The sequence below is a fragment of the Parasedimentitalea maritima genome, from assembly GCF_005771405.1.
Classification (GTDB): domain Bacteria; phylum Pseudomonadota; class Alphaproteobacteria; order Rhodobacterales; family Rhodobacteraceae; genus Parasedimentitalea; species Parasedimentitalea maritima.
Genome location: NZ_VAUA01000006.1, coordinates 171,979 through 197,861, shown reverse-complemented (window position 1 = coordinate 197,861; position 25,883 = coordinate 171,979). Strand labels below are relative to the sequence as shown.

Below are 25,883 nucleotides of genomic sequence, written 5' to 3'. Positions count from 1 at the left end.
GGGATACGATCAACGGGATGTTCAAAATATACTGAAACGAAGAAGGCTGCCCCACCGCATAGGGCGGGGCAGCCAGGTCAGAAAAATCAGGCGTCGTCTTCGTAATCCGACATTGGCGGGCAGGTGCAAATCAAGTTGCGGTCGCCATAGGCATTGTCGACGCGGTTGACCGGCGACCAGTACTTGTCGACCCCCAACGAGCCGGGAGGGAAGCAGGCCTCTTCACGGCTGTAGGGGCGATCCCAATCCCCCACCAGATCACGCACCGTGTGTGGGGCATGTTTCAATGGGTTGTTTTCAGGATCAACTTTACCGTCGATCACATCCTGTGCTTCGGCCCGGATAGACAACATAGCGTCGCAGAAGCGGTCCAATTCTGCCTTGGGCTCGGACTCGGTTGGCTCCACCATCAGCGTGCCTGCAACTGGCCAAGACATCGTTGGCGCATGAAAACCGCTATCCACCAGACGTTTGGCGACATCGTCCACAGTTATGTTACCTGCATCATTCAGCGGGCGGGTGTCCAGAATACACTCGTGCGCAACCCGACCCGTTTTGGAGGTATAGAGGATGGGATAAGCATCCTTGAGCCGGGCAGCGATGTAGTTCGCATTCAGGATGGCCACTTTGGTAGCCTGTGTCAGACCAGCGCCGCCCATCAACAGAATGTAAGCCCAGCTTACTGGAAGGATCGAAGGTGAGCCAAATGGTGCCGCAGAAACAGGGCCAACATCAGTGCCGTATTCAGGGTGACCGGGCAGGAAATCGATGAGGTGTGATTTAACACCAATTGGACCCATGCCGGGGCCGCCACCACCGTGCGGAATGCAGAATGTTTTGTGCAGGTTCAGGTGCGAGACATCACCACCGATTTTGCCGGGCTGAGCCAGGCCAACCATGGCGTTCATGTTGGCGCCGTCGATATAGACCTGACCGCCGTGATCATGCGTGATTTGGCAAACTTCCTGCACGGTTTCCTCGAACACGCCGTGGGTCGACGGGTAAGTTATCATGCAGGCGGCCAGCGCGTCCGAGTGCTTTTCAGCCTTTTCGCGGAAGTCTGCGATGTCGATGTTACCATCTTCGTCGGCTTTGACTGGGACCACTTTGTAGCCAACCATCTGTGCAGTGGCAGGGTTGGTGCCGTGCGCCGAAGTTGGGATCAGACAGACATTGCGGGCGCCCTGTCCACGAGCGGTGTGGTAGTTGCGGATGGTCAATAGGCCGGCATATTCACCCTGCGCACCGGAGTTAGGCTGCTGGCTGATCGCATCGTATCCTGTAATCTGACACAGCTTGTCGTTCAGATCGTCGATCATCTGGGTGTAGCCCATGGCCTGATCGGCAGGCACAAAAGGGTGCAGGTTGCTGAACTCAGGCCAGGTCACCGGGATCATCTCGATGGTGGCGTTCAGTTTCATTGTGCAGGATCCCAGTGGGATCATCGAACGATCAAGTGCCAGATCACGATCTGCAAGGCGGCGCATATAGCGCGTGATTTCGGCTTCAGCCCGGTTCTTGTGGAAAATCGGGTGAGTCAGGTACTCGCTTTCCCGCAACGCATGTTCCGGCAAACGATAGGCTCGGTTGGCCTGACTGTCATCTTTCTTGTCGATGCCAAAGGCACCCCAGACAGCTTCGATTGTTTCGGGGCGCGTTTGTTCGTCCAAACTGACGCCGACCTTGGTTTCCCCAACTTTACGCAGGTTGATGCCACGGGCAATTGCTGCTTCCATTACAGTTTTCTGCAATGGTCCAACTTCGACGGTGATTGTGTCAAAGAAGACTTCTGGCTCAACCTTGTAACCATTTTCCTCTAGGCCAGCGGCCAAACGCGAGGTCTTGCGGTGGACCGATTGGGCGATGGCCTTGATGCCGTCGGGGCCATGATACACTGCATACATTGATGCCATAACAGCCAGCAGCGCCTGTGCGGTACAGACGTTGGAGTTGGCTTTTTCACGGCGGATGTGCTGCTCTCGGGTTTGCAGGGCCAAACGATAAGCCTTGTTGCCACGCGCATCGATCGAGACGCCGATGATGCGGCCGGGCATAGCGCGCTTCAATTTGTCACTTGTGGCCATATAAGCGGCGTGTGGTCCACCATACCCCATGGGCACACCAAAGCGCTGGGTAGATCCGATGGCAATATCTGCACCCATTTCACCAGGGGATTTCAGCAACGCCAGCGACAGGATGTCCGCTGCAACAATGGCCAAGCCTTTATTTTCATGTAGGGACTTAATTTCGTTGGTGAAGTCACGCACGTGGCCATAAGTGCCAGGATACTGGAAAATCGCACCAAACACGGTTTCGGCGACCAGATCATCCGGGTTCCCTACGATGACTTCAACACCCAGTGGTTCGGCGCGGGTTTTGATCACCGCGATGGTCTGAGCGTGGCAGCTCTCATCCACAAAAAAGGCCGCGTTATTGGCTTTGGAACGGCTACCCCGTTTGGCCATAGCCATGGCTTCGGCAGCGGCAGTTGCTTCATCCAGCAGCGAGGCATTGGCGATATCCATGCCGGTCAAGTCGCTGACCATGGTCTGGAAGTTCAGCAGTGCTTCGAGACGGCCCTGAGAGATTTCAGGCTGATAAGGAGTATAAGCGGTATACCAAGCCGGGTTTTCCAAGATATTACGCAGGATTGGTGCCGGCGTGGTGGTGCCGTAATAGCCCTGACCAATCAATGACGTCAGAACCTTGTTCTTATTGGCGACCTCTTTCATGTGGAACAACGCATCGCGTTCGGTCATAGCCGGACCCCAATCCAATGCCTCAGCCTGACGGATCGCAGGCGGCACCGTGGCGTCGATCATCTCGTCCAGCGTTTTGAAGCCGATCACCTGCAGCATATCCGCCATTTCGCGGGGGCTGGGGCCGATGTGGCGTCGGTTGGCAAAGTCATAGGCTTCGTAGTCGGTCAGCTTGAAGGCCATGGGGGTGTTCCTTTGGAAAGTCAGCGCTTGCCGGGAGGAGGGGAGCCTCCGGCGGGGATATTTTTAGCTAGATGAAAAGCGGATCACACCGATTGGCGGATCCGCATCAGGATGGGTTAGCCAATAAAGGCTTTGTAGCCGTCCAGGTCCATCAGCTCTTCGAGTTGGTCAATGTTTGTCAGCTTGATCTTGTAGATCCAGGCATCGCCCTCGGGAGAGTCGTTGAGCGCGCCGGGATTTTCTTCCAATGTGCCGTTAACTTCGGTCACTTCACCGTCAACGGCAGCATAGATTTCCGAAGCTGCTTTGACGGATTCAATAACGCCAATGTCGTCGCCTTTTTCGAAGTCATCGCCGACTTCTTTTTGTTCGACAAAAACAATTTCGCCCAGCTGGTCAGCTGCGTGTTGGGTAATACCGACTACGGCGGTTTCACCCTCGACAGTCAGCCATTCGTGCTCTTCGGAATAATAGGTGGTCATGTTGGACACTCCTGGGGTTTAGCGTTTGTAGTTTTGGGTGACAAAAGGCAGTGCTGCAATTTCAGCTGGCTGCGCCTTGCCACGGATGATGAGATTGATCTTTTGACCTGGCTCACTGTGTTTGGTTGCCACATAGCCCATCGCAACCGGTGCGCCAACTGTTGGGCCAAAGCCGCCTGAGGTAATGCTGCCAATAATGTTGCCATCCAAATCCTGAACTTCGACACCGGCACGGGCTGGGGCGCGGCCAGTCGGCCGAATTCCGACAAGTTTTTTGGCGGTGCCTTCGGCAAGATCACGCTGGATGCGGTCAGCACCCGGAAAGCCACCTTCTTCGCGGCGGCGTTTTTGCATGGCCCAGGTCAGCGAGGCTTCGACCGGAGAGGTAGAGTTGTCGATATCATTGCCATAGAGGCAGAGACCAGATTCCAGCCGCAGACTGTCACGGGCGCCCAATCCAACGGGTTCACAATCCTCATGCGCCAAAAAGGCCCGGCAGACTTCAATGGCTTTGTCTTCCGGGATGGAAATTTCAAAACCATCTTCGCCGGTATAGCCCAGACGCGAGATGCGGCATTCAACACCATTAATGTCAGCAACCATGGTCTGCATGAAGGTCATGTCACGGGCCGCCGAGCAGAGATCTCCGACCACATTTTCGGCGACCGGTCCTTGAACCGCAACCAGAGCGCGGTCAAAAATTTCGGTGACCTCAATACCGTCCAGATTGTCCGCCATATGCGGGATATCCTGATGACGCATCGAAGCGTTGACCACGAGGAACAAGTGATCGCCGGCATTGGCGACGATCAGGTCGTCCATGATGCCACCGTCTGGGTTGGTAAAGAAGGTATAGCGTGCTTTGCCTTCCTTTAGGGTGGTCATCGCCGAGGGCACCAGAGTTTCGAGCTTTTCTGCAGCCCCTTCACCGCGCAGGATCACCTGACCCATATGGCTAACATCAAACAGCCCAGCCTTGGTACGGGTGTGATTGTGCTCGCCCATGATACCCATGGGATATTGCACTGGCATTTCCCACCCTGCAAAATCAACCATCTTGCCGCCAAGCTCGACGTGCAGGTCATATAGCGGTGTGCGTTTTGGCGCGTCAGTCATGACAGTGGCCTTTCGGTTTGGGATGGAACAGAGGTGCAGACTGCGCCCGGCAAGACGCCTGGGCGACCTTGTCTGTCAGAGAAACGGGCAATCCCGTTGGAGCGAGCAATGTTCATCTGGAAGCCTCTGTGAATGTCAGGGTCAAATCAGCGATGTATGCGCTTGTATACGTGAATAGCGCAATAATGTTCCTTTAGGAAACTTTTTCCCTATTGGCAACAAATTTGATGATAAGATAAATTCAGCTGAAACAGGCGACAGGATTAAGTCGTTTGTAAATAGGAGAAATTCCAAATGGAACCGGTACAGACCGAAGAAACAGGTCCAGCACGTGACGCTGGTGACGCGCCGGATGGGCAGGTTCTTGGCCAGATGATTCGAGATGCACGCAAAGAAAAGGGACTAACGCTGGAGGAGGCTGCCAAAGCTGCGGCTATTGGTCGGTCAACCCTGTCCAAGATCGAGAACAACCTGACCAAACCCAGTTTCGACATTATTCGCCGATTGATGCAAACACTGGATTTAAAGACGCCACAGCTGTTTGTGCAGTCGGGCGATGGGGATATATCAGGTCGCCGCGACTATACCTTGGCCGGGCGTGGCGAACACCAAGAGACAGCAACCTATGATCACGAGTTGCTATGCACTGAGCTGACCAGCAAACGGATGTTGCCGTATATCAGCACGATTAAGGCGCGAGATGTCAGCGAGTTTGAGAGCTGGGTTCGCCATCGCGGCGAAGAGTTCATGTTTGTGATTAGTGGCTCGCTGACGCTGTACACTGAACACTACCGACCACTGGAAATGACTGAGGGTGACAGCGTATATTATGACAGCGGAATGGGACATGGCTGCGTGTCCACCAGCACCGAAGATGCACGGGTGCTGTGGGTGTCATTGTAAGATGATTGGACAGGAAGGAACGAGCAAACATTCTCCGTTACCGGAATAAACCACTATTGCACTTTAGTGTCAGCGAACTTTGAACATCGCTTTGGCGGGGGTAAGATTGTTTGCACCTCTCCAGGTAATCCCAGACACAGGGGCTACAGAGGACGCAAAGGAATTTGAAATTGTTCGTGTTAAGATGTGCTGCAGTCTAGATCGTGTAAAATGACTGATTTCAGCCTAAGTTTAGGTTGCTCAACTGAAAGTTCCGAAGTGCTGACCCGGCAAAAATCAAGCTCGCGATCACAAAAACACTCAGACTTCCAGCACCCATGTAGATTGTAAGAGCAAAGAGAAACGAGTGGCCCGTAACGAGTGCAGCACCAGCCAATGCACCGCCGAAAATCACTGCCAAAGCCAATATACCAACAACCATTTTTCCCTCCAGAACGAAACAAAGCTTGATGATTAATGTAGCGTCAAAAACGTTAACACTTAATTATGAAACCCCTGGTTAAGGCGTCAACTTCGTGAAGCTTTGTGTCCGTAATGTGGCGAGTGACAGTTCAGTAAATTAAGTTTTACTGTAAATGAGAGGAACTAAGTAAGGGCTCTGATGAGGGGCTTACCCTAGATGCCCTTAGTCCTGGAGCATATGGCGGGGGTCCAATCTACAATCACACTGCTCAGTGGGCAGCTTCAACAGGTCCCTGCTAACAGGCCTTTACACCCATTCTAATGATTTCGGTTCCACTCATTCGGTAAATGCCACGGATCCTCTTTCGGCCTTTCTTCATGTACCAATTTCGCAGAGTTTCGGGATAATGCTGCGCTATCAGCTCTGAGTAATACTCAAACTCGTCTGGCTTTAGTCGCTTGCCGCTGCGAGAGGGGCCGTGAAACCCAAAAACAGTTCCCGGTGAGACGCAGGTTTGAGGGAGGCCAAGCAGCATGGTACAGGTAGAATAGCATATCTGACCGCGGATTTCGACCGGCTGACCTGTAGTGCGCAGGGTATCGATTTCGAGCAAGCGGTCCCTGACAGTGCCACCGCGGTCGTTGTTAATCACATAAGGCTGCACGCTAGCGTAGGCACGATTCTCTGCCCCAGCCAACCCCATGACAAGCGCCAATGCGGTTGGCAATGTGCCACGTAATGTTCTTTTTCCGCGACCCTTGTTACTGGCCACAGCCTTCAATGACCTACGAATAGGTTTTGTCCACACTACCATACATCCACCCCAATGTTCGCGTCCTGAGGAATGGATTGCTCCATGTTCCGCAGCGAAAATTTTGGTAGCATGCTGGTGGTTAACGACGCCTTTTAACGGATCCTTAATACGTTGAATATTTTAGATAATATTCATATTTATTGGGGGAAAAGATTCACAAATTTGTAACGTCTTCTCAATTGAGTTTTAAACGTGGTCAAGAACGTCACAGTAACTAAAGATAGGTCGAATGCAGCGTTCAGCAGGCAGCGATGCCACCTGTACCAAGCCATGCAAAATATGTCTGACGTCAGCGTTAAGTCAGTAAACACCCCGAGACTGGGGCGCGATAGCTAGTGCAGCATCCAGAATGTACGGAACGAGTTCTTCCTGGATGCGATCTTGGCCCCAGTGATGTGAGGATACTGAACATTGCACAGCCGCATAGGCTCGACCATCAGGACCAATAATTGGCGCAGCAACGCCGGTTTGATTCAGGATCATTTGGTTCTGGGTTGTAGCGTAGCCTTTTTGGGCCGCCTCTTCGATACCCTCGCGAATGACATTACGATCAATCGTTGTCTTTGGTGTGAACTGGTGGATTGGCCAGCTCTCTACGACACGGTCCCGTTCCTCAGCTGGCCAAGTTGAAATCATTACGCGGCCTGCTGAAGCGTTCAGCGCAGGGAGGCGCCGTCCAACAAGTGTGGCTGAAAACTGGCTGATGCCATTGGGCAATCGGCTGACGTAAATAATATGATCCCCTGAAAGTTCGGTCAGGTTGACGGTCGATCCTAACCGCTGAGACAGGTCAATCAGTTGTGGCATAGCTTGTCTGACCAGCGGATCAGACCAGAAATACGCATAGGCCAACTCTAGCCAGGCATGCGAAGGGCGGAAGCGTTTGGTTTCCGGATCTTTGTCCAGCATGCCTTCGACGTGAAGTGTATTCGCCAATCTCTGAGTCGCACTTTTGTCCAGCCCTGTGCGGCGGGCAAGATCCGTCAATGACATCTCAGTTGTGGTTTCGTCAAAGGCCCGTAGCAATTTCAGGCCCTTGGCCAAAGAGCCAACAAACAGTGTATTTTGCTTTTCTTTCATACAGATACCAACTTGTTAACCCGCGTTTCGTCAGCCCAAACCGAAACGGGCTTGACTGATTGATGTGAAAAATGATTACTTAGCGTATATAACAATAAAGAATATCATATTATGATATCTTGTCAACCAGCAACTTATCGGCTCCGGCCGACCAGCAAGGGAAGAGACATGGCTTATAGCAAATTGAAATCGGCCGTCGCCGTACTGTCGATATGTGCCGCAGGAGCGGCCTATGCCGACAAATCTGACGGCACGCTGTCGGTGGCCTTTACCAAAGAACTTGAAAACGTTGATAGCTACTTCAACTCATCCCGCGAAGGGGTGGTGCTTCAGCGCGCGGTCTGGGACGGCTTGGTTTATCGCGATCCGGTGACCAGCGAATATAAAGGCAACCTTGCAACCGCCTGGGAGTGGATTGATGACGTCACCCTGGAGTTCAAGCTCCGCGAAGGGGTCACATTCCACAACGGCGAAGCCTTTAATGCTGACGATGTTGTCTTTACCGTCAATTTTGTCGCCGACGCAGAAAATGGGGTCAAAACCCAGCGCAACGTGAGTTGGATGAAATCGGCTGAGAAAATCGACGACTATACCGTTCGTATCAACCTCAAGGCGCCTTTCCCTGCAGCGATCGAGTTTCTGTCTGGTCCGGTTTCGATGTATCCAAATGAATACTACGCCGAAGTTGGGCCAAAGGGCATGGGGCTAAACCCGGTTGGCACTGGCCCTTACAAAGTTGCAGAAGTCATTCCTGGGCAGCGGTTCGTGCTGGAAAAAAATGCCGGTTACCATGATAGCCCTAAGGGTCAGCCCAGTATTGAACGTATAGACATCCGCACCATCCCGGACATCAACACGCAGATTGCGGAACTGTTCAACGGCACGCTGGATCTGATCTGGCAGACCCCTGCGGATCAGGCTGAAAAACTGGCCCAGATGGATCAGTTTACCGTCGCCAACGAAAGTACCATGCGCATTGGGTATCTGACACTAGATGCAGCCGGCCGCACAGGCGAGGACAACCCCTTCACCAACCTGAAGGTCCGTCAAGCCGTTGCCCATGCGATCAACCGCGAAGCACTGGTTTCTGCCTTGCTAAAGGGTAAGAGTCAGGTGATTTCGACGGCCTGCTTCCCCAGCCAGTTTGGCTGTGATCAAGCCGTCAAAAGCTATGACTATGACCCCGAAAAAGCCAAGGCGTTGTTGGCTGAGGCCGGGTATGAGGATGGGTTCACAACTGAATTCTACGCCTATCGTAACCGGGACTATGCCGAAGCGATTTCGAGTTATCTGAATGCTGTTGGTATCAAGACCGACTTCAAGATGCTGAAGTATTCGGCCCTGCGCGAGTTGCGTACAGCCAAGGGTACACCCGTATCTTTCCAAACATGGGGGTCTTACTCGATCAACGACACCTCAGCGATCACCAGCCAGTTCTTTAAACTGGGCGCACTGGACGATGCCCGCGACCCGGAACTGCGCGATTGGCTGGACGTTGCAGACAGTTCAACAAATCCAGACACCCGCAAAGAGTTCTACTCAAAGGCGCTGAACAAAATTGCTGACAATGCCTATTGGGTGCCAATGTTCTCGTACAACACCAACTATGTATATGGGAACGACATCTCTTATACACCAACTCCGGACGAGGTTCTGCGGTTCACTACAATGACCTGGAACTAATCCACTGTCACAGCCCGATTGCCTTGATGGTGGTCGGGCTACTTTCCAAAAACTATGTCGGATTTGACAGCCGCTCTTTTGGACTGCTGCAAATCTAGCTGGACGACGACAACCGGAGGCCTGCTTCCCCGTGCTCAATTTCATCCTCAAAAGACTAGGGCTGGCCTTTTTGGTGGCGCTTACCGTCTCTTTCATCAGCTTTAGCTTGCTGTTTCTGTCGGGGGATCCCGCCATTGCCTTGGCGGGCGAAGGCGCGACCGATCAGGACGTTGTAGCCATTCGCGAGCTATACGGGTTCGATCGGCCAATGCTAGTGCAATATGCAAGCTGGTTGGTGAACGCACTTTCGGGTGATTTTGGTGAAAGCTATTACTTCAAACTGCCAGTGTCATCTCTGATTGCAGACCGCCTGTCGGTCACAATGCTGCTTGGGCTATGCGGCATCAGCTTTGCACTGCTCACTGCTGTTCCTTTGGGAGTGATTGCCGCCATTCGGCCAAATTCCATCATCGACAGGTTTGCTTTGTTTCTGTCGGTTGCCGGACAGGCGATGCCGTCATTCTGGTTTGGGCTTATTCTGATTGTTGCGTTTTCGATCAAGCTGCGCTGGCTGCCACCGTCAGGCACAGACAGTTGGCGGCACTTTATCATGCCAACCGTGGTGCTGGGCTATTACGCGATGCCTGCCATCATGCGCCTGACCCGGGCTGGTATGTTGGATGTGCTGTCATCGGACTATATACGCACTGCGCGCGCCAAGGGTGCCTCTGAAATGCGGGTGATGTTCAAACATGCGCTACGTAATGCGATCATTCCGGTGGTCAGTCTGGCTGCGGTGCAGATGGGGTTCATGCTGGGCGGATCTATCGTCGTTGAATCGATCTTTGCGCTGCATGGTGCCGGCTATCTCGCCTGGGAAAGCATTTCACGCAATGACCTACCGACAGTACAGGCACTGATCCTGGTTTTTTCAATGTTCTATATCACCTTCACCTTTCTGGCCGATGTGCTCAACGCCTGGCTTGACCCCCGTATGAGGAGCAGCTGATATGACCCTTGCACCTTCGACAAACAATGTTGATCCTTTACTGCAGGACATCGTCGGCCCCACTCCGGGTCAACAGTTGCGGCGGCGGTTCTTCGGCCATCGGGGGCTGATGATTGGTGCCTCGGTTGTGGCGGTTCTATTGGTGATTGCACTGTTGGCTCCCGTTGTGGCCCCACATGATCCCTATGCACAGGACCTGTTGGCGCGAATGAAACCGCCAGTGTTTCTGGGCGGCACCTGGGAGCATATTCTGGGTACCGACCATCTAGGCAGGGATTACCTGTCACGGTTGATCTACGGCGCCCGAGTTTCGCTGCTTATCGGCTTTGTGGCGGCATTGATTTCAGGCACCATCGGTACTGCAATGGGTGTCGCAGCCGGATATTTTGGGGGCCGCACTGATGCAGTTGTTACCTTTCTGATCAACGTACGACTTGCGATGCCGGTGGTACTGGTGGCGCTGGCCGTCGTGGCCATTCTGGGCGGGTCCTTGCAAGTGGTTATTGGTGTGCTGGGGCTCTTGTTGTGGGATCGGTTTGCGGTGGTCATGCGCGCCTCGACATTACAGGTAAGGGGGCGGGAATATGTCTCCGCAGCGCAGGCGATTGGGGCCTCGACCCCTCGGATCCTGCTGTCTGAAATCATGCCCAATATTCTGAATAATCTGATCGTCGTGATCACGCTGGAGATGGCCCATGCCATTCTTCTAGAGGCAACCCTATCGTTCCTGGGTCTGGGGGTGCAGCCTCCGACTCCGTCCTGGGGACTGATGGTGTCAGAAGGCAAAAACATGATGCTGTTCGAACCCTGGCTGGTGTTGATCCCCGGTGCGGTGCTTTTCGTGCTGGTGCTGGCAATCAATCTGATGGGCGATGGTCTGCGTGACGTCACTGCCCCTGAAAACCGGAGCTGACCCATGTCGCAGAACAATTCCCGCCAGGACATCCCCTTATTGTCAATCAACAATCTTACAATCGACATTCCCACTGCTGCTGGCACGCTACATGCGGTGCGTGGCATCAGTTTCGACCTAAAACGCGGTGAGACACTGTGCATCGTGGGCGAAAGTGGATCTGGTAAGTCGTTGACTTCGCTGGCGTTGATGGGGTTACTGGGCAAAAACATAACCCCGCGGGCCGACCGGATGGAGTTCGACGAAGTTGAACTGACCACGGCCAGTGCCCGCACCATGCGCAATTTGCGCGGTGCCCGTATGTCGATGATTTTCCAAGAGCCGATGACTTCGTTGAACCCGGCCTACACCATTGGGGATCAGCTGATGGAGGCCTTGACCCTGCATGGTAGCACCAATCGGAAAAAGGCACGGGCGCGCGCCATCGAACTGCTGGAGAAGGTCGGCATCACCGCTGCTGAAAGCCGGTTGTCCCAGTATCCGCACCAGCTGTCTGGCGGATTACGACAGCGGGTAATGATCGCAATGGCATTGATGTGTGAACCGGAATTGATCATCGCGGATGAGCCAACAACCGCGCTGGATGTCACCATTCAGGCGCAAATCCTGCGGCTGTTGGCGGAATTGCAGCGCGAAATGAACATGGCGATGATTCTGATCACCCACGATCTGGGTGTGGTTGCACGGGTCGCTGACAAGGTGGCTGTGATGTATGCAGGTGAGCTGGTCGAAACCGGGCCGGTTGACGAGATATTCGCCGCCCCATCCCATCCTTACACGCGCGGGTTACTGCGCTGTATTCCACTGCCGGGTAAAACAAAACGTGGCTCCGTTCTGGGCACCATTCCCGGCATTGTTCCGTCGCTGGTAGGCGAAGTCAAAGGATGCACCTTCCGAACCCGTTGCGAGCATGCGTCCCCAGCCTGTCGTGGCACAATCCCGTTGCATACGTCGCCAACCGGGACCCACACCTTCCGTTGCATTCATCATCCCGATGACCTCGAAACCGATGCTGTTCAGTCTACAGGAGCCAACGCATGAGCCAGTCAGACACACCTGTTCTTGAACTTCGCAATGTGACCAAGACCTATTCGGTTAAACAGGGGCTGTTTGGAAAATCCAAACCGCTAACAGCGATCAATGATGTTTCGATCAAGCTGGCTCGTGGTGAGGTGCTTGGACTTGTCGGCGAAAGCGGATGTGGCAAATCTACCCTAGCAAAGATCCTGCTTGGGCTTGAGGCTCCAACCTCGGGTGAGGTCCTGGTCGATGGTCAAACCTTGGGTGGCCAGGACCGTTTGGCGTTAGCGCGACGGATACAGCCAATCTTTCAAGATCCGTATTCCTCGCTAAACCCACGCAAAAATATCTATGATATCATAGCGCTACCCCTGCGTGTGCATGGCATTGGAGATGAGGCCAGTCGACAAAAATCCGTTCGTGAGATCCTGGATATTGTCGGCCTGCCTGCGCGGGTGATGAACAATTATCCCAGCCAGATGTCAGGCGGACAGCGTCAGCGGGTCGCTATTGCTCGGGCCCTGATCATGAAACCCGAGATTGTCATTTGCGATGAGCCAACCTCGGCGCTGGATGTGTCCGTACAGAGCCAGATCCTGAACCTGTTGAACGAGTTGCGTCAGGAATTTGGCCTCACGTATTTGTTCATCAGTCACAATTTGGCGGTGATCGAACATTTGGCGACGCGCGTGGCGGTGATGTATCTTGGACGTATTGTCGAAGAAGCCAGCGTTGGAGGCTTATTCGATGCCGCGCGCCATCCCTATACAGATGCTTTGCTGAAATCCGTCCTTACACCAGAACCTGAGCTTGGCATTCCGGACACCCATCTTGGCATGTCTTATCCCAACCCAATTGCGCCACCTGAGGGATGCCATTTTCATCCACGCTGTCCTGCCGCTTCGGATCTGTGCAAATCAAAGCGGCCAACGCCTTTGTTTGATCCGAACGGCAGGATCGAATGCCACTTGCATAGCCCATAAGGCATCGGACACCGCTTTCCTCAACGTTTGTCTTTATCCCAAGAAAGGACGCTCAATGCGTTCCAGCCTATCGCGCAGTCAAACCACCACCAAAACAGTCATTGAAACTGAATACGGTGTTGTTGCCGCTCAGCATAGCCTGGCGGCTGAGGTTGGTGCCCAGGTTCTTGCCGCCGGTGGTAATGCAGTCGACGCAGCTGTGGCGACATCCTTTGCTATTGGTGTGCTAGAACCCTGGATGAGCGGCCCGGCAGGGGGTGGTGCACTGATGTTATGGCGGGCAGAAGATGGCAAAGCACAAGCGTTGAATTATGGTATGCGCTCCCCTGCAGCGCTGGACCCGGCCAACTATCCGTTGAGCGGGGCAGGGCAGGCAGGCGACCTTTTCCCTTGGGAACATGTGGTGGATGATCGAAACCTGCAGGGCGCAACATCCATCGCAGTGCCCGGCGTGGTTGATGGCATGGGTAAGATGCATGCGCGCTATGGCAAAATGCCCTGGGCAGAACTGCTGACGCCAGCTATCGAATTTGCCCAAGAAGGACTGCTGGTTGATTGGTATGCAGCCCTGATCATTGCCTCGACCACTCGTGCCTTGGCCCAGGATTCAGATGCCGCGCAGCTATTTTTGGAAGATGGCCAGTGGCCAACAATTACTGGCTGGACGGCACTTGCGGAAAAACGGCTGGATCAATCGGTGCAGGCAGCCAGCTTGCAACAATTGGCAGATAAAGGCGCGCGGGATCTATATGAAGGCGATCTGGGTGAGGCCATGGTCAAGGATGTGCAGGCCAAAGGCGGCTGCTTGTCGATGCAGGATATGCGGAGTTATCATGCCCATTTTGCTGATGCACTTACCTTTGCCTATCGGGAGTCACAGTTTCACGCACTACCAGGTCTGACAGCTGGGCCCACTTTCCGTCATGCATTGGGGGTGATGGAACAGGCGAACATGCCAGGCGCAGTGCCGGGGGCAGGGGCCTTTACAGCCTATGCCGCAGGGTTAAAGTCGGCCTACGCAGACCGGCAGGCCCATATGGGCCACGATGGCGAGGCCCCCGGTGCTGAGGGCTGTACCACACATTTTTCGGTGGTCGACCGTGACGGAAATATGGTGACACAAACCCAGACGTTGCTGTCGATATTTGGCAGTCGGGTTGTCTCTCCCTCCACAGGGTTTGTCATGAACAACGGTATCATGTGGTTTGATCCGGTGCAGGGACGGCCAAACTCGCTTGCCGGCGGTAAGCCTTGTTTGATGAACGTTTGCCCGGTGATTGGTGAAAAGAATGACACTCGCTTTGCCTTTGGCGCTTCGGGGGGGCGCAAAATTGTTTCAGCCGTAGCCCAGCTCAGCAGTTTTGCCACCGATTTTGACATGGATCTAGCTGCTGCGTTTCATCAGGCGAGGATTGATGTCTCAGGGGGGGAACGAATTATGGCAGATGAAAGCCTGCCACCTGACGTAATTTCTGCGCTTACCGCTGAGCATCCGGTGACCACCACGCGCCGAACCGTCTTTCCTTATGCTTTTGCCTGCCCGGCTGGGGTCATGCGGCGGAAGGGAATGAACTCGGGCTGTACAGAAATAATGTCGCCGTGGGGCGACGCAATACATGAGCAGGAGGTTACGCAATGAGCCGTAACAATGCGTTGGAGCAAGTAGAAACCTATTTCCAAGGTGGTGAATTTTTCACCGACCTGGCCGCGCTAGTGGCTTTCGAGACAGAGAGCCAGAACCCGGACCAAGCCCCCATACTGGGGCAGTACCTGACCGATGCTATGGTACCTCGGCTTGAAGCATTGGGGTTTGAGTGCGTCCTGCATAAAAACCCAGACGCCGGCGGCGGCCCCATTTTAACCGGCGCCCGGATTGAAGACCCTTCCTTGCCGACAATCCTGACCTACGGGCATGGTGACGTTGTCTTGGCCCAGACCGAACAATGGCGCGAAGGGTTGCGTCCGTTTGAGTTGATGGAACAAGGGGATCGTCTGTATGGCCGTGGTACAGCCGACAACAAGGTTCAGCATCTCATCAACCTCGCTGCACTCGAGTCCGTTCTGGCAGTACGTGGCAGGTTGGGCTTTAACGTAAAAATCGTGATCGAGATGAGCGAGGAGATAGGTTCACCCGGTTTGGCTGAATTTATGAAAGCCAATAAAGACCGCCTGAAATCCGATGTCCTGATTGCCTCGGATGGGCCACGGCTGCAGCCGGATCGTGCAACCATGTTCATGGGCGCGCGGGGTGGCATATCATTTGACTTGACCCTGGACTTGCGTGAAGGGGCGCATCACTCCGGCAATTGGGGCGGTCTGTTGGCAGATCCAGCCATCATCCTTTCACATGCCATTGCCTCGATCTGCGACGCACGGGGCCAAATCCAAATTCCCGCGTGGCGCCCAACCAGCCTCACCGATGATATCCGCGCCGCAATAAGTGAGTTGCCTGTTAATGACGGCAACGATCCAAAGGTGGATGACGACTGGGGCGAGGAAAATCTGACGCCAAATGAACGGGTCTACGGGTGGAATTCCTTTGCAATACTGGCGATGACAAGCGGGGTTCCCGAGGCGCCAGTGAATGCGATTGCTGCCAAGGCATGCGCCACTTGCCAATTGCGCTATGTGGTGGGGACCAAGCCCGAAGACATCTTGCCCGCGCTGCGCCGACATCTTGATCAACACGGGTTTCAACAGGTACAGATCGAGCAACACGAACGTGCATTCTTTCCCGCAACCCGTCTTGACCCAGCCAACCCCTGGGTGAAATATGTCGAAGACTCTCTGACCCGAACCAGTGGTCAGAAGCCACATATCCTGCCCAACCTTGCCGGTTCTTTGCCCAACGATTGTTTTGCGGATATCCTTGGTCTACCGACCGTCTGGGTGCCGCACAGTTATCTCGGCTGCTCACAGCACGCACCAAACGAGCATGTTTTAAAGGCGGTTTGCCAAGATTCCCTACGCCTCATGGCTGGCCTGTTTTGGGATATCGGAACAGGAGCACCTTGAACCCATCAAAATGGCCCACTAGGCTAGTGGCTGTGTTTTAGCTCCTGTTGCTCCGTTTGGTTCTTATTCTTTGTGTGCAATAGTGCGAGTAATCTCTTTCTCGTTGCAACCAAATGAAAATAGCGGCAGTCAAAGCTCATGTTGGATCAAAAGCTCTCCCCGCCCCGTACCGCGCTTGTCACGGGTTCCGCCGGCTTTATCGGTTATCATCTTTCGGCCCGGTTACTGGCAGACGGTTGGCGAGTGATTGGGCTGGATTGCCTGTCGCCATACTACGACGTCACATTGAAAGAACGCCGCCATGCGGTCTTGCAAGAGAATGCTGAATTCATTCCTGTAATTGGCAAGCTAGAAGATCCAGGGTTGTTGATGCAATTGTTTGCTGAACATCAACCCGATGCAGTGGTGCATCTGGCTGCTCAGGCAGGTGTCCGTCACTCCATTGATGCGCCCCGCGACTATGTGGAGTCCAATTTGGTCGGTACTTTCGAATTGCTCGAGGCAGGCCGCGCCCATCCACCTGCTCATATGTTGCTGGCGTCGACGTCATCCGTCTATGGCGCCAATACCGAAATGCCGTTTAACGAACGGATGCAGGTCGAAACGCAGATGTCCTTTTATGCCGCCACCAAGAAGGCGACAGAGTCGATGGCGCATTCCTATGCGCATTTGTATCAACTACCCACCACGATGTTTCGGTTTTTCACGGTCTATGGACCTTGGGGCCGTCCCGATATGGCCTTGTTCAAATTCACCCGTGCGATGCTCGCTGGCGAAGCGATCGACGTGTATAACCATGGCCGCATGAGCCGTGATTTCACTTACATCGATGATTTGATTGCTGGTATTTGCGGATTGATTGAAGCCGTGCCCGGAGATACTCCGGTTTCAGATCGCGATAGCCTCAGCCCAGTCGCACCGTTTCGCAGTGTAAATATCGGCGCTAATGCTCCGACTCCGTTGATGGATTACATCAGCGCAATCGAAACAGCTATTGGAGTAGAAGCGCGTAAGAACATGTTGGACATGCAAGCCGGCGATGTTCCGGCCACATGGGCCGATGCGGGACTATTGCAAGACCTGACCGGGGTCTGTGCTAAAGTGGATGTTGTGACCGGTGTCCGAAACTTTGTTGAGTGGTATCGCGACTACTACAAAGTTTAAAATGTGGAATCTCTGATACGCACCAGAGACTTCAGGCTGCGGCTTGAGCTCTCTGCTTTACAGTTTCAGAACCTATCAATTTTGAGCTGACTGCAGGCTTACGAAATAGATTTTCGCCTGTTTGGTTTCTCGCTAGCCATGGATGCACCCCTGCGCGCACAAAAGACTGCAATGGAAACCTTCTTTAGGCCATCAGAGCAGGATTAGTATGGCTACGGCGGAAATCTGAAAACTCTATTGACAATTGGAACGTTCCATAATTACAAATAGTCCAACTGGAACGTTCCAACGGGAGTCGCATATGAACTGGGGTCTGATTGGTGCAAGCACAATTGCATCAGAGCATATGATTGGAGCAATCCGCGCAAATAGCGGCCATGACGTGGTGTCAGTACAAAGTTCAAGCCCAACACGGGGCAAAGAATACGCTGCAAAACACGGAATTACGGCCTCGACGACCAGTCTTAGCGATATTCTGAACGGATCCGATGTTGATGCCGTCTATATTTCTACGACAAACGAGAAACACTTGCCGCAGGCCATGACAGCGATCGCGGCAGGCAAGCATGTGCTGTGTGAAAAGCCCCTCGCAATGACGGTAGCAGACGCTGCTACAATGGTGCGTGCCGCCCAAGATGCAGGCATCGTTCTTGCGACGAACCATCACCTACGCAACGCGGGTAGCCATTTGGCCATTCGCAACCTCATCACCACAGGGCGCTTGGGCGAGGTACTAAGCATCCGCATCTTCCACGCGGTGATGCTGCCTGAGCACCTGCGCGGTTGGCGTATTGATAATCCATTGGCTGGTGGTGGCGTTATCCCCGACATCGTTGTGCACGATGCCGATACGGTGCGTTTTTATCTGGGTGAAGACCCAGCCGACATCGTAGCGCAGGAATTGTCTGGTGCCATGGGCGTGGATGTAGAGGACAGCGTCATGTCGGTCTGGACAACCCCGTCGGGGGTCACAGTTCAAACCCATGAATCTTTCACCCACCCATTTGCCGGTTCAGGCATTGAAGTGCACGGAACCAAAGGGTCTGTCATTGCGCGAAATGTAATGACCCAGCAGCCTGTTGGAGACATCCTGTTGCGGACGGCATCTGGCGAGGAGAGTATCGAATACTCGCTGCATAATCTCTATGAGCGATCAGTTTCAAAGTTTGCTACCGCCGTTGCAGGCGACAGACAGCCTGCAGCAACTGGTGTGGATGGGCTGAAATCACTTGCCGTCGCCGAAGCGGTAAAGAAAGCAGCCGTGACAGGCCAGCGCACCACCGTTGATTACGGAGGGTACTAAGCCATGTCGAAGATCGTTTCAGCATCCGAAGCCGCTGCAAAAATTCAGGACGAGCATGTTGTCTCGGTTTCATCGTCGTCTGGGTTGGGATGTCCAGATCTTGTCTTACAAGCGATTGGTGCGCGTTTTGAGGCCGAAGGTCATCCACGAAACCTGACCACACTACATCCCATTGCTGCAGGCGATATGTATGGAATCAAAGGGGTCGACCATATCGCGCGCGATGGCTTGTTGCGTCGAATTCTAGCTGGCAGCTATCCGTCCGGTCCTTCCTCGTTGGAAATGCCTGAGATCTGGAAAATGGTCGTCGAAAACCGGGTTGAAGCCTATAATGTTCCATCCGGGATCTTGTTTGATATGCACCGAGATGTGGCGGCACGGCGACCGGGCGTGCTGACCAAGGTTGGATTGGGAACCTTTGTCGACCCTATGCGTGAAGGCTGCGCAATGAATGCTGCCGCAGCAGAGATCCCTGTTGTATCGCGGCAGGAATTTGGCGGCGAGACCTGGCTGCATTTTCCAAACATTGTACCCAACGTGGCCATTCTGCGGGCGACAACTGCGGATGAACATGGAAACCTGACGTACGAACACGAAGGGGCCTATTTGGGTGGGCTGGAACAAGCGATAGCTGTTCGCAACCACGGCGGCCTTGTTATTGCACAGGTCAAACGTGTCACCGCACGAGGATCATTACGCCCGCATGATGTGCGGGTACCTGGGCATTTGGTTGATCTGATAGTGATTGATGCAGACCAAAAGCAAACCACCGAAACGCAATATGATCCCGCCATTTCAGGCGAGATCATTCGGCCACTCCCCAGCTTTTCCATTCCGCAGCTTTCGGTCGAAAAAGTTCTGGCTCGTCGCGCTGCGATGGAGCTGAAAGCAGGTCAAACTGCCAACCTGGGGTTCGGAATATCTGCAATGGTACCGCGTATCCTGTTGGAAGAAGGGCATCCGGACCAGGTCACATGGGCCATCGAACAGGGCGCGGTTGGGGGCATTCCGCTCACTGGTTTTGCATTTGGATGCGCGTCAAACGCAGACGGGTTTGTACCCAGCCCACAGCAGTTCACTTACTTTCAGGGCGGTGGTTTTGATGTATCCTTCCTCTCCTTCATGGAGGTGGACACAGAGGGCAACGTCAACGTCTCGAAATTGGGTAAAAAACCATACCTGACAGCAGGTTGTGGTGGATTTGTGGATATCGTTGCCCACGCACCCAAGATTGTCTTCTCTGGCTATTTCGAAGCCGGAGCACAGATGAGCTTGAATGAGACCGGGCTGACAATCACCAAGCCGGGTAAGTTTTCCAAAATGGTTGCAGCGGTCGAGCATGTGACCTTCTCGGGGCAGCGGTCAAGGGAACTAGGCCAAGATGTTTTGTACATCACGGAACGCTGTGTGATGCGCCTGACCGAGACCGGCCTGGAAGCCATTGAGATCATGCCGGGCATCCAACCCGAACGAGATATCGTTGCGGCTTCACAAGGGCGCGTCAGAATTTCCAAGGATGCTGTTGAAATGCCACTGGCGTTGCTGAGCGACGGATCGATGGGGCTGACCTTATGAGCGCAGTCCATCTTGAAATTCAGGGCGCGGTGGCAACAATTCGACTGGACAATCCGGCCAAGCTAAACGCCCTTGATGTGCCAATGTTGCAGCAAATTGATCAACACTGTCAGGCGCTTGAACTCCGTGACGATATCCGTGTTGTGTTGGTGACCGGAACTGGAACCAAGGCGTTCTGCACGGGCGCGGATATCAAGGCTTGGGCCTCTCTTCCACCGGCGCAATTTGCACGCAGTTGGGTTCGCGATGGACATCGCATATTTGACCGGCTTGCGCGCCTATCCAAGCCAACAATTGCCGTGTTGAACGGACATACTTTTGGCGGCGGGCTGGAATTGGCTGCGGCCTGTGACATCCGCGTAATGCGGACCAAAGCTCGAATTGCACTGCCTGAAGCGGGTGTTGGTATCGTGCCGGGATGGTCAGGCACACAAAGACTGGCACGCTTGCTGCCCGAACCCCTGCTAAAAGAAATGGCCCTGTTCGGGCGCCAGATTGAGGCAGGTCGTATCCAGTCTTTGGGCTTCGTGGCCGAGGTCGCGGATGAACCAATGGATGTTGCGCTAGAAATCGCAGCACGGGCGGCGGAGCTGTCTCCGCGCGCGACTGAAATCACCAAAAACATGATCCATGTCGGGGTGGGCGAGGATAGGCCCGCTCTGATCGAGGCATTGGGAAGCGCAGCAATGGGTGCTTCGGACGACAGAACAGAGGGTGTTTCCGCATTCAGCGAAAAGCGCACACCCGATTTTTCAGGAAGATAAGTATGAGCCAGCACGACTTAACACTGATTGTTGGAAAAGATGCCCCTAGGGACGAGATCAACCGCGTTCGTCATTTGATTGACGGCGCGTGGGCCGACGGAAATGGAGAGGTCTTTGAGCGCCACTCACCCGCGCATGGAACACCTGTTTCCCTGATTTCAAAAGGGGACGCAAATGATGCGTCTGGTGCTATTGCAGCAGCACGTCGCGCCTTTGAACGTGGGGTCTGGTCTGATCTGTCCGGTAAAGAGCGCGCGACATTGCTGTTGAAAGTTGCGGACCTGATTGATGAAAACCGTCCCAGAATTGCCCGACTTGAGGTGCTGGAAAGTGGCAAGCCTATCAGTCAAGCCTTGGGCGAAATCGAAGGTGCTGCAGATATCTGGCGTTATGCCGCTTCCCTAGCGCGGACACTGCACGGGGATAGCCACAACAGTCTTGGCCGTGACATGCTGGGTATCGTTCTAAAAGAGCCGATTGGCGTTGTTTCCATCATCACACCCTGGAATTTCCCGTTTCTGATCGCAAGCCAGAAGATACCGTTTGCGCTGGCTGCGGGATGCACCTGTGTTGTGAAACCGTCTGAACTGACCCCTTCAACCACCGCCATCTTGGGCGAACTTCTTATCGAGGCAGGTTTGCCAGCGGGTGTAGTCAATATCATCAACGGATTTGGCGATCCCGTTGGTTCTATTTTGACCACAGACCCTCGTGTTGACATGGTCAGCTTTACTGGATCGACCGCTGTTGGCAAAACCATCGAGAAAGCGGCTGGTGATACCCTTAAAAAGGTATCGTCTGAATTGGGCGGGAAAAACCCGCAGGTCCTGTTTGCTGATGCTGATCTGGACAGTGCCATCGACGCCATCGTGTTCGGCATCTATTTTAACGCTGGTGAGTGTTGCAATTCAGGCAGTCGTATAATCGTGCACGAAGACATTCTGGACGAGGTCATCTCTCGTGTTGTTTCCTTGTCCCAAAAGGTCCCATTTGGCGATCCTCTAGACCCAAAGACTAAGGTAGGTGCGATCATCCATGATGGGCATCAGCAGAAAATCGATAGTTATGTCCGCGAGGCCGTAGCAGCAGGCGCCAAAATCGAAATCGGTGGCGCACCTATACAAATCGACGGTCTCCCCGGTGCATTTTATGGCCCTACAGTTGTGTCGGGTCTGACGCCAGACATGCCAATTGCTAGCGAGGAAGTGTTTGGTCCAGTGTTATCTGTCTTGACTTTTCGCACAATGGACGAAGTAATTTCACTTGTGAATGACGCCTCATACGGTCTTTCAGCCGGTGTTTGGAGCGAGAACATTCACACATGCCTTGAATTTGCTCGGCGCACGCAGGCTGGAACTGTCTGGACTAACACATGGATGGACGGTTTCCCCGAGCTGCCTTTTGGAGGCGTGAAGGAAAGTGGGCAAGGTCGTGAACTTGGCCGCTATGGACTCGAAGAATTTCTGGAAGTGAAAACTGTGCAAATGCGGATTGGCCGTACGCGCGCAAACTGGATCTGATCTCTGCGGAAGAAAGAGACGGATCGATACGCAATAGGGAGGAAACCACATGCGTAAATTCATTTTAAAAACTACCACAACTTTGGCGGCTGCGGCTGTTTCAGTCAGCATGGCCCATGCGGGTGACGTTGAAGTCTTGCACTGGTGGACATCCGGTGGTGAAGCAGCTGCATTAAACGTGCTCAAGCAAGATCTTGAAGGGCAGGGGACGGGTTGGAACGACATGCCGGTTGCAGGCGGTGGCGGCGAGAGCGCCATGACGGTTCTGCGGGCCCGTGTTACGTCCGGCAATCCGCCAACTGCTGTACAAATGCTGGGTTTCGACATTCTGGACTGGGCCAAAGAAGATGCCTTGGCTGATCTGAATGCTGTGGCCGTCAAAGAAGGCTGGGATGACGTTATTCCAGAGGCATTGCAGGCCTTTGCAAAGCACGATGGTCAATGGGTTTCTGCGCCGGTTAACGTACACTCAACCAACTGGGTTTGGGCCAACAAAGCTGTGCTAGACGCCAATGGCATTGCTATTCCTGCCAACTGGGAAGAGTTCGAAGCTGCGCTTGAAACATTGGCTGCAGCGGGTGTCACGCCTGTCGCCCATGGCGGCCAAGCCTGGCAAGATGCCACTGTATTTGATGCGGTTGCGATGTCGGCTGGTGGTCCTGAATTCTACAAAGCAGCGTTCATCGATCTCGATGAAGAGGCATTGGGTTCGGACACAATGGTTGAATCCTTCCGCCGCATGGAAGTCATCCGCGGTCACGTAGACGATAACTTCTCTGGCCGTGACTGGAACCTTGCAACTGCGATGGTCATCAATGGCGAAGCCGGTTTCCAGATGATGGGCGACTGGGCAAAAGGTGAATTCTTGAATGCCGGCAAAGTGCCCGGCGAGGACTTCCTTTGCTTCCGTTTCCCAGGCACCGAAGATCAAGTTACGTTCAACGCGGACCAATTTGCGATGTTTGACCAAGGTGGAAAAGTGTCAGCCGAGCAGGCAGCACTGGCAACAGCCATTCTGTCACCATCATTCCAGTCGGCGTTCAACGTTGTAAAAGGCTCGGTTCCAGCACGGACCGACGTTTCTGACGAAGCTTTTGATGCCTGCGGGAAACAGGGCATGAAAGATCTTGCCGCTGCGGCCGCCTCGGGGAACCTGTACGGTTCAATGGCCCATGGTCATGCGGCGCCTGCTGCAGTCAAAAACGCGATTTATGATGTGATCACTGCTCACTTTAACGGTGAGTATGACGCTGCAACCGCAGCGCTTGAGCTTGTCGACGCTGTGTCGATCGCCAAGTAATACACTTTGCCGGGCTGACTGTGTTTGCCCGGCACCCCACCCAAATTCCTTACGACAATTGGAGGGAGGCCCGCCATGGCAACCCCTGCCGCTGATGCGGATTTCAAAACGAAATTGCAGACCTGGGTGCCCAAACTTGTGCTCTCGCCATCGTTGGCGTTGATGCTGGTTTTTGTCTACGGTTTCATCCTGTTCTCGGTTTACCTAAGCTTTACGGACAGTCGAATTCTGCCCTCATATGGCTGGGTTGGCTTCGAGAACTATGACAAACTGTTCCGGCTTCGCCACTGGGACATTGCGGTCAATAACCTGATTGTCTTTGCTGCGCTGTATATCATCATCTGTTCGGTAATTGGGCTGATGCTGGCGATATTTCTGGATCAGAAAATCCGGGGTGAATCTGTGCTGCGGCCCATTTTCCTTTATCCGATGGCGTTGTCATTCATCGTGACTGGGACCGCCTGGAAGTGGTTTCTTGATCCGGGCATTGGGCTTGAACACACCATGCATCTCTGGGGTTGGGAAAGCTTTCATTTTGATTGGATCAAGAACCGGGATTACGCGATCTACACCGTTGTTCTAGCCGCTGTCTGGCAGAGCTCTGGCTTTGTGATGGCAATGTTCCTGGCTGGCCTTCGTGGGATCGACAACGAGATGCTGAAAGCGGCCCAAATGGATGGTGCAACCAATTTCCAACTGTATCGCCGGATTATCATTCCGCAACTTCGCCCTGCCTTTTTATCGGCATTTGTGATCCTCAGCCATTTGGCAATCAAGTCTTATGACCTTGTTGTTGCGCTGACAGGTGGTGGTCCGGGGCGTGCGACCGAAGTGCCGGCAACATTTATGTATTCCTACACGTTCACCCGAAACCAAATGGGCATTGGTGCCTCATCCTCGGTGATCATGTTGATGACAATCGTCGCGATCATGGTGCCCTATCTCTACTCTGAACTGCGGGAGAAGAACTGATGTCTGCTGGTTCAACTGACACCGCGGTACGTACTGGGCGTATCACCCGTACTGCGCTTTACCTTGTCCTGTTGCTGTTTGCTCTGTTCTATCTGCTGCCCTTTGCCATCATGGTCATCAACTCGGTGAAGCCACTGTCTGAGATCACCGGTGGCAATATGATGGCGCTGCCACAGGACTGGACATTCGAACCCTGGGTAAAAGCCTGGGCAACCGCCCAGATTGGGGTCGATCCGACGGGTCTAAAACCCTACTTCTGGAACTCTATCAAAATGGTGGTTCCAGCTGTTGCCATCTCGACCATACTCGGGGCGTTGAACGGGTATGTGCTGACCAAATGGCGGTTCAAATATGACACCCTGATCTTTGGCTTTATGCTGTTTGCCTGTTTCATCCCGTTCCAGATCGTATTGATCCCAATGGCACGTATTCTTGGGCTGGCCGGGTTAGCAGGCTCCACCCCCGGCCTGGTGCTTGTGCATGTGGTCTATGGGCTGGGATTCACCACCCTTTACTTCAAAAACTACTATCAGGTGTTCCCAACCGAACTGGTCCGGGCTGCACAGATTGATGGTGCTGGATTCTTCCGCATCTTTTGGCGCCTTTTGCTGCCATCTTCCGGACCGATCATCGTCGTAAGCGTCATCTGGCAGTTCACCAATATCTGGAATGATTTCCTGTTTGGGGCTTCGTTTGCCGATTTTGACAGCCAGCCAATGACCGTGGCGTTGAACAACCTGGTTCAGTCATCAACCGGTGTGAAAGAATACAACGTCCACTTCGCGGGGGCGATCCTCGCTGCCCTTCCAACTCTTCTCGTTTATATCGTCGCCGGCCGCTACTTTGTGCGTGGTCTGATGGCGGGCAGCGTCAAAGGATAAGA

At 53.7% G+C, this 25,883-nt stretch carries 22 protein-coding genes; 16 read left to right on the top strand and 6 right to left on the bottom strand.

Annotation, left to right across the window (positions count from 1 at the left end; genetic code table 11):
* Positions 1–86: 86 nt before the first annotated feature.
* The 3 genes from gcvP to gcvT all read right to left on the bottom strand — a co-directional run bounded on the left by gcvP (position 87) and on the right by gcvT (position 4,540).
* Positions 87–2,942, bottom strand: a complete 2,856-nt coding sequence (gene gcvP / locus FEE96_RS13375; protein WP_138163599.1) for an aminomethyl-transferring glycine dehydrogenase — start codon at positions 2,940–2,942, stop codon at positions 87–89.
* Between the two features lie 116 nt (positions 2,943–3,058).
* The gene (gene gcvH / locus FEE96_RS13370; RefSeq protein WP_138163598.1) at positions 3,059–3,424 is read right to left on the bottom strand and encodes a glycine cleavage system protein GcvH; all 366 of its coding nucleotides are present in this window, start codon (positions 3,422–3,424) and stop codon (positions 3,059–3,061) included.
* Positions 3,425–3,442: 18 nt separating this feature from the next.
* The gene (gene gcvT, locus FEE96_RS13365; protein ID WP_138163597.1) at positions 3,443–4,540 is read right to left on the bottom strand and encodes a glycine cleavage system aminomethyltransferase GcvT; all 1,098 of its coding nucleotides are present in this window, start codon (positions 4,538–4,540) and stop codon (positions 3,443–3,445) included.
* 294 nt (positions 4,541–4,834) lie between these two features.
* Between gcvT and FEE96_RS13360 the strand changes: the two genes are divergently transcribed.
* Positions 4,835–5,443, top strand: a complete 609-nt coding sequence (locus FEE96_RS13360) for a helix-turn-helix domain-containing protein (protein WP_138163596.1) — start codon at positions 4,835–4,837, stop codon at positions 5,441–5,443.
* Positions 5,444–5,663: 220 nt separating this feature from the next.
* On the opposite strand, the gene FEE96_RS13355 is transcribed toward FEE96_RS13360, so the two are convergent.
* The 3 genes from FEE96_RS13355 to FEE96_RS13345 form a co-directional block, all read right to left on the bottom strand.
* Positions 5,664–5,864 (bottom strand): hypothetical protein, encoded by a 201-nt coding sequence (locus tag FEE96_RS13355; RefSeq protein ID WP_138163595.1) that lies wholly within the window; start codon positions 5,862–5,864, stop codon positions 5,664–5,666.
* A gap of 277 nt (positions 5,865–6,141) precedes the next feature.
* On the bottom strand, positions 6,142–6,660 hold the full coding sequence (locus FEE96_RS13350; protein ID WP_138163594.1) for a hypothetical protein: 519 nt from the start codon (positions 6,658–6,660) through the stop codon (positions 6,142–6,144).
* 300 nt (positions 6,661–6,960) lie between these two features.
* Positions 6,961–7,740, bottom strand: coding sequence for an IclR family transcriptional regulator (locus FEE96_RS13345; protein WP_138163593.1), 780 nt, complete (start codon positions 7,738–7,740; stop codon positions 6,961–6,963).
* Positions 7,741–7,908: 168 nt separating this feature from the next.
* Here FEE96_RS13345 and FEE96_RS13340 point away from each other — a divergent pair, with 168 nt between their 5' ends.
* From FEE96_RS13340 to FEE96_RS13270, 15 genes are all read left to right on the top strand, one after another.
* On the top strand, positions 7,909–9,423 hold the full coding sequence (locus FEE96_RS13340) for an ABC transporter substrate-binding protein (RefSeq protein WP_138163592.1): 1,515 nt from the start codon (positions 7,909–7,911) through the stop codon (positions 9,421–9,423).
* 130 nt (positions 9,424–9,553) lie between these two features.
* Complete coding sequence (locus FEE96_RS13335) at positions 9,554–10,471, top strand: ABC transporter permease (protein WP_138163591.1); 918 nt, start codon at positions 9,554–9,556, stop codon at positions 10,469–10,471.
* A 1-nt stretch (position 10,472) separates the two neighbouring features.
* Complete coding sequence (locus FEE96_RS13330; protein WP_138163590.1) at positions 10,473–11,384, top strand: ABC transporter permease; 912 nt, start codon at positions 10,473–10,475, stop codon at positions 11,382–11,384.
* Positions 11,385–11,387: 3 nt separating this feature from the next.
* Positions 11,388–12,425, top strand: a complete 1,038-nt coding sequence (locus tag FEE96_RS13325; RefSeq protein ID WP_138163589.1) for an ABC transporter ATP-binding protein — start codon at positions 11,388–11,390, stop codon at positions 12,423–12,425.
* Complete coding sequence (locus tag FEE96_RS13320; RefSeq protein WP_138163588.1) at positions 12,422–13,387, top strand: ABC transporter ATP-binding protein; 966 nt, start codon at positions 12,422–12,424, stop codon at positions 13,385–13,387. The genes FEE96_RS13325 and FEE96_RS13320 overlap by 4 nt, the downstream gene beginning before the upstream one ends.
* Before the next feature lie 55 nt (positions 13,388–13,442).
* Positions 13,443–15,026 (top strand): gamma-glutamyltransferase family protein, encoded by a 1,584-nt coding sequence (locus FEE96_RS13315; protein WP_138163587.1) that lies wholly within the window; start codon positions 13,443–13,445, stop codon positions 15,024–15,026.
* On the top strand, positions 15,023–16,402 hold the full coding sequence (locus FEE96_RS13310) for a M20 family metallopeptidase (RefSeq protein ID WP_138163586.1): 1,380 nt from the start codon (positions 15,023–15,025) through the stop codon (positions 16,400–16,402). Before FEE96_RS13315 ends, FEE96_RS13310 begins: the two co-directional genes overlap by 4 nt.
* Positions 16,403–16,540: 138 nt before the next feature.
* The gene (locus tag FEE96_RS13305) at positions 16,541–17,566 is read left to right on the top strand and encodes an NAD-dependent epimerase/dehydratase family protein (protein ID WP_138163585.1); all 1,026 of its coding nucleotides are present in this window, start codon (positions 16,541–16,543) and stop codon (positions 17,564–17,566) included.
* Between the two features lie 301 nt (positions 17,567–17,867).
* On the top strand, positions 17,868–18,869 hold the full coding sequence (locus FEE96_RS13300) for a Gfo/Idh/MocA family protein (protein ID WP_138163584.1): 1,002 nt from the start codon (positions 17,868–17,870) through the stop codon (positions 18,867–18,869).
* A 3-nt stretch (positions 18,870–18,872) separates the two neighbouring features.
* Entirely contained in the window at positions 18,873–20,444 is a 1,572-nt protein-coding gene (locus FEE96_RS13295; protein WP_138163583.1) for an acyl CoA:acetate/3-ketoacid CoA transferase, read from the top strand.
* Positions 20,441–21,208, top strand: coding sequence for an enoyl-CoA hydratase/isomerase family protein (locus tag FEE96_RS13290; RefSeq protein ID WP_138163582.1), 768 nt, complete (start codon positions 20,441–20,443; stop codon positions 21,206–21,208). Before FEE96_RS13295 ends, FEE96_RS13290 begins: the two co-directional genes overlap by 4 nt.
* A gap of 2 nt (positions 21,209–21,210) precedes the next feature.
* Positions 21,211–22,728 (top strand): aldehyde dehydrogenase family protein, encoded by a 1,518-nt coding sequence (locus tag FEE96_RS13285; protein ID WP_138163581.1) that lies wholly within the window; start codon positions 21,211–21,213, stop codon positions 22,726–22,728.
* Positions 22,729–22,777: 49 nt separating this feature from the next.
* Positions 22,778–24,028: an ABC transporter substrate-binding protein gene (locus FEE96_RS13280; RefSeq protein ID WP_138163580.1), complete on the top strand. Its 1,251-nt coding sequence runs from the start codon at positions 22,778–22,780 to the stop codon at positions 24,026–24,028.
* Between the two features lie 75 nt (positions 24,029–24,103).
* Positions 24,104–25,000 (top strand): carbohydrate ABC transporter permease, encoded by an 897-nt coding sequence (locus FEE96_RS13275; protein ID WP_138163579.1) that lies wholly within the window; start codon positions 24,104–24,106, stop codon positions 24,998–25,000.
* Positions 25,000–25,881, top strand: a complete 882-nt coding sequence (locus FEE96_RS13270) for a carbohydrate ABC transporter permease (protein WP_138163578.1) — start codon at positions 25,000–25,002, stop codon at positions 25,879–25,881. The genes FEE96_RS13275 and FEE96_RS13270 overlap by 1 nt, the downstream gene beginning before the upstream one ends.
* Positions 25,882–25,883 lie beyond the last annotated feature (2 nt).